We start from the raw sequence: 4,894 nt of genomic DNA on the forward strand, positions 1-4,894 counted from the left end.
GGCCCCGCGTGCTTGCGGGGGGGCCGGGGCCCAACACGGGGGGGGGGGGGCGCGGGGGGGGGGGGGGGGGGGGGGGGCCCCGCCCCCCGCCGCTGCGCATTCCTACCGGAGCGCTCCGCTGTGGGTGGCGCCCCCGGCCGCCGACGCGGCCGGCGGGATGGTGCCGTCGATGAGCAGCCCTCGCTGATCTACCGTCGCGCTCCCCGACCGGGTGGCGTGCAACGGCGCGTTGCCATCACGCGGTTTTCGTTGCGGACCGCTTTCGTCAAGCGGCCAGCCTGCGGGCCAGTTCGTCGGCGACCTGTCTGGCGAGGCTGTCCGGGATGGCCGCGGCGATCTTCTCCGGGGTGAGCCCGGCCAGCACCCCCTGGATGACCGCTGGTTCGTCGGTGAAGTCCCGCGCGGCGAGCTGGGTGAGCTCGGCACGCAGTGCCTCGACCTGCCCGGGTAGCAGGCGCATCTGGTCCAGCACCTGCCCGACCGTGACGCCGGTGCGTCCGATCTGGGTGCTGTGCACGGCGGCCCTGATGATGGGCTGGTCGGCGTCGGTGAGCGGCATGTCGTCCTCCAGGAGTCCGATGGTGGTGAGGTAGCGACGGAACAGGGGGGTCTGGTCCCGGCCCGCCCTGATCGAGTCGCGGAAGAAACTGAAGTGGGTGTGCCACAGGTGGGAGTCGTCGCCTGTGGTGCGCCGACGGAGCCGGTCCCACCGCCTGACGACCTTGCCGTCCGGGGAATAGATGATCTCCCGCAGGTCGCGGCTGTCCGGGGTGTTGGCGACGCACTGCGCCACGCACCAGGTGGAGAACGTGTACAGGTCGTGCGTGCTGCCCCCGGAGCGGGCCCGGAAGAGCCCGACGTCGAGTGCGGCGGCGTCCAGGGTGAGGCCGGACGAGTCCCGGGTGGACTCGACGACGGAGTAGTCGTTGGTCACCACGCGGTCGGAGCCGCAGTGGTAGCCGCCCCGGTGGTTCGGGTCGCCCACGATGCCGACCTCGGCCGGTTCGAGGTCGTCGCTCCGCACCGTGTCGGGGTCGATGTTCAGGTGGTCGAGCAGCAGGCGGCGGACGGCCAGAAGATTTGCCGGTGCCCGCGTCATGGGACTCCCCCTTGCCGGTGGGTCGGGGGCCGGGGCACGACGGTGACACCGCGTACGCGGTGAGAGAGCCTCACGCGCGGCCCGGCCGAGTGGTGCACAGCGCCGGGCGTTGCACCCACGATAGCCCCGCGAATCGATGAACGCCCAGGTCAAGGCGCACTTTTCAGCTGGGAGAAAGCTGTGCGTCCGGACGGAGGACCGGCAGCACCACAAGCGACGGATGCTCGGGACCGTGCAGGATCTCCCGCCATCCGGCACGCAGTGTGACCGAGGTGCCGAGCGGCTCGCCCGTGCCGGGGTTGCGCGCGTAACGAGGGTGGGCGCCGCCGGAGACCTGGACGCGCAGCCGGTGGCCGGAGGCGAAGCGGTGCGCGACGGGCCACAGCTCCACGGGAACCCGCACCACGCCTTCGCAGGACGGGAACCGCCCGGGCGTCACCCGGACCAGCCCGTCGCAGACGTTCCACGAGCGACCCCGCCGGTCCACGTCGCACAGTCGCACGAAGACGTCCAGGTGGGACAGCTCACTGCGGACGTGGATCTCGGCGCGGACCGGGCCGACCGCCTCGACCGGCTCACGCAATGGCGCGCTGGTCCAGGTGAGCACGTCGGACCGGGCCTCCACCGGGCGGTTGTCCACCGGGCCGGCCCGCTGGGCGACGAGCAGCGGGCCGCCGAGGGACGGAGTGGGATCGGCGGGGTCGTACCAGAAGCGGGCGGGCGGCGACGGGACCGGGGGTGACGTGCTCAGGTCGCCGCCGGCCCGCAGATACCAGCGGGTCGGGGTGTGCGGCGGGGGCCAGTCCGGCAGGTCCCGCCACCCGCTGCCGCCGACGTGGACCCGTACCGGAGCGGGCCGGTGCGACGGCCGCCCGGCGAGGTGCTCGTCGAGGTGGGCGAGGCCCTCGCGTAGGGCGGCGACGAAGAGCCCGGCGCTTCCGTGCGTCCACGGGCCGATGGTCAGCCGCGGCCGGGCGCCGGCCGCCCGCAGAGCCGCGTAGTCACGCAGCTGGGCCGGCAGGAAGATGTCGTGCCAACCACCGACCAGGGCCACCGGCGCCCGGACGTCGGTGATCCGGTCGGAGAAGACCCGGGTACGCCAGTAGTCCGCCTCGGGCGTGTGGTGGCGCAGCCACTGCTGGAAGAACGGCACGGTCACTCCGGTGGCGACCCGGTCCGCCTCGGCCAGCGGCAGGTGGGCCAACGCGGCGGCGAGGCGGGGCTGCCCGCGCTTGAGCTCCCACTGCCGGGCCAGCCACGGCACGGTCTGCGCCTGGAGCAGCTCCGCCCAGGTGAGGACGGTGTCCAGGGCGAACGACTCCCCCGCGTACGTGGAGTCCCGGGTGCCGGAGGCGGTGACCACGGCCACCATCGCCCGCAGCTCGTCGGGGGCGTCGGCGGCCAGCGCCCACTGCACGAAGCCCTGGTAGCTCGCCCCGAACATGCCGAACACCCCGGACCACCAGGCCTGGCGGCGCAACCAGTCGAGGGTGTCCAGCCCGTCGTCGCGCTCGTGCACCAGCGGGTCGAAGACACCGTCCGAGCCGCCCGTTCCCCGGCAGGACTGGATCAGCACGTGGTGGCCCCGCTCGGCGACGAGCCGGCCCAGCAACCGCATCGGCCCGCCCCGCCCGTACGGCGTCCGGATGAGCACCGTCGGCGCGCCGGCCAGGCCCGGGGCGTGGTGATCGGCGCGCAGCGTCACCCCGTCGCGGACCCGCAGCGGGATGTCCCGGGTGAGCGTGACCCGCCCTGCCCGGGGCGGCGGCAGGCGCAGGGCGACGGTGGCGAGACGGGCCGTCAGCCGGTCGAGCACCCTCCTCAGTCCGCCGACCGTCGGGCGGACTCGGCGCGGACGGCGTCGCGGTGCTCCCGCATCGAGGTGCCCATCGCGGTCATGAACCGGTGGACCGTCTCCAGTTCCTCGTCGGTGAACCCGGCCATCACGCCGTCGGTGCGCCGGCCGAGCGGACGGAAGAAGTCCATCGCCAGGGTCGCGCCGCGCTCGGCGTAGTGCAGGAAGACCTTGCGCCGGTCCGCGGTGTCCCGGTCGCGCCGGATGTGGCCGCCCCGCTCCAGCCGGTCGATCAGGGCGGTCACCGACCCGGAGGAGAGGTTGAGCTGCTCACCGAGGCGACCGGGGGTCATGGGCTGCCCGTACAGCTCGGCGTCCATGACCGCGATCAGCGCGTGCAGGTCGGTGGCGTTCAGCCCGTGCAGCGCGGCGAAGGCGTGGCCGATGTGCTGGGCGTCGACGGAGTAACGCCGCAGCTGCGCGGTGATCTCCGCGACGAGGTGATCGCGTCGCGTCTCGCGCTTCCGGTACATGCCGTGGCCTGCCACGTTCCGCCGCTTCCTCCCCTCGCCGTCCGGTTGCAGCTTAACTCAGTCGGCGGTAATCTCGCTTATCAAGATACTTGCTTCTCGTGATACACGACAACCAGTGGGCCGGGGCCGTTCCCGTCACCAGACCGTGAGGACATCGATGTCTCTGTTCACCCACGTCGCCCGGGGCCGGTTGGCCGCGTGGCTCACCGTGGTCGCCGCGATCATCTTCGGTGCCGTCGTCTTCGGGTTGCCCACGCCGGACAACCCCGCGCCGGTCTCGTCCACCGGGCTCTCGGTCGAGTGGCAGTCCACCCAGGTGGAGCGCCTCCAGGACCAGCTGCCGTCCAGCGACGTGCAGCCGGCGATCGTGGTGGTCAGCCGCGCCGACGGTGCCCCGCTCAGCCCGTCCGACCGGGAGGCCGTCACCGCCCAGTCCGGCGACCTCGGCCGCCTCGCGGTCGGCGGTCAGGTCGCGCCGCCGCAGGTCTCCCCGGACGGCACCGTCGCCCTGGTCGCCGTGCCGCTGGACACCGCCGGCGGTCAGGAGCAGGTGGCCACCACCATCGACGAGCTCCGGACCGCCCTGGACGACGTGCCCGAGGGCCTCACCACCCAGGTGACCGGCGGTCCGGGTTTCACCGCCGACCTCACCAAGGTGTTCGAGGGTGCCGACGTGACCCTTCTCGGCGTCACCGCCGGCGTGGTCGCGCTGCTGCTGCTCATCACCTACCGCAGCCCGTTCCTGTGGATCGTGCCGCTGGTCGTCGTCGCCGCCACCGAGCAGCTCACGCTGCGGGCCATCGACACGATCGTCCCGGCCGTCGGCATCCACCTCCAGGACGGTGCGGTCACCGGCATCGCCAGCGTCCTGGTCTTCGGCGCCGCCACCGACTACGCGCTGCTGCTCATCGCCCGCTACCGCGAGGAGCTGCGCCACGAGGAGAACCGCTTCGCCGCGATGCGGTCCGCGCTGCGCCGCACCGCCGAGCCGATCCTCGCCAGCGGCTCGACCGTCGTGCTCGGCGTACTCACGCTCCTGCTGTCGGAGCAGGAGACCAACCGCGCGCTCGCCGTCGCCTGCGCGACCGGCGTGGTGTTCGCGATGCTCTCGGCGCTGCTCGTCCTCCCCGCCGCGCTGGTGATCTTCGGACGTGGCCTGTTCTGGCCGTTCGTCCCCCGGGTCGGCGGCGAGGTCCGCGAGGGCCGGCTGTGGGGCCGGCTCGGTGCCGTCGTCATCCGTCGCCCGGTGCCGGTCGCGGCCCTGGCGACCCTGCTGCTGGTCGGTCTCGCGCTCGGCGGGCTGGGCATCCGCACCGGCCTGTCGGAGACCGAGCAGTTCCGGGTGAAGCCGGAGGCGGTCGCCGGCGCGGAGACCCTCGCCCGGGCGTTCCCCGCCGGGACCACCCAGCCGGTCGCCGTGCTGACCGCTCCGGGTGCCGTGCAGGCCGTCACCGCCGCCGCCGCCGA

4 protein-coding genes are annotated in these 4,894 nt (G+C 73.5%); 1 reads left to right on the forward strand and 3 read right to left on the reverse strand.

Annotation, left to right across the window (positions count from 1 at the left end):
• Nucleotides 1–265: 265 nt before the first annotated feature.
• From AB0I76_RS22370 to AB0I76_RS22380, 3 genes are all read right to left on the reverse strand, one after another.
• A complete protein-coding gene (locus AB0I76_RS22370; protein WP_357038659.1) occupies nucleotides 266–1,099 on the reverse strand; it encodes a hypothetical protein in 834 nt (277 codons plus the stop codon).
• A gap of 163 nt (nucleotides 1,100–1,262) precedes the next feature.
• Entirely contained in the window at nucleotides 1,263–2,915 is a 1,653-nt protein-coding gene (locus AB0I76_RS22375) for a CocE/NonD family hydrolase (protein WP_357038662.1), read from the reverse strand.
• Nucleotides 2,916–2,920: 5 nt separating this feature from the next.
• Nucleotides 2,921–3,427, reverse strand: a complete 507-nt coding sequence (locus AB0I76_RS22380; RefSeq protein ID WP_357038668.1) for a MarR family transcriptional regulator — start codon at nucleotides 3,425–3,427, stop codon at nucleotides 2,921–2,923.
• Nucleotides 3,428–3,584: 157 nt separating this feature from the next.
• Between AB0I76_RS22380 and AB0I76_RS22385 the strand changes: the two genes are divergently transcribed.
• The coding region (locus tag AB0I76_RS22385; RefSeq protein ID WP_357038665.1) for an efflux RND transporter permease subunit at nucleotides 3,585–4,894 on the forward strand (1,310 nt) is incomplete at its 3' end.

The organism is Micromonospora sp. NPDC049799, from assembly GCF_040656655.1.
Lineage (GTDB): Bacteria > Actinomycetota > Actinomycetes > Mycobacteriales > Micromonosporaceae > Micromonospora.

What these genes read in the sequence shown, in the direction of transcription:
- AB0I76_RS22380 (WP_357038668.1), bottom strand. Translation starts at nt 3,427, where the DNA reads ATGTACCGGAAGCGCGAGACGCGACGCGATCACCTCGTCGCGGAGATC.
- AB0I76_RS22370 (WP_357038659.1), bottom strand. Translation starts at nt 1,099, where the DNA reads ATGACGCGGGCACCGGCAAATCTTCTGGCCGTCCGCCGCCTGCTGCTC.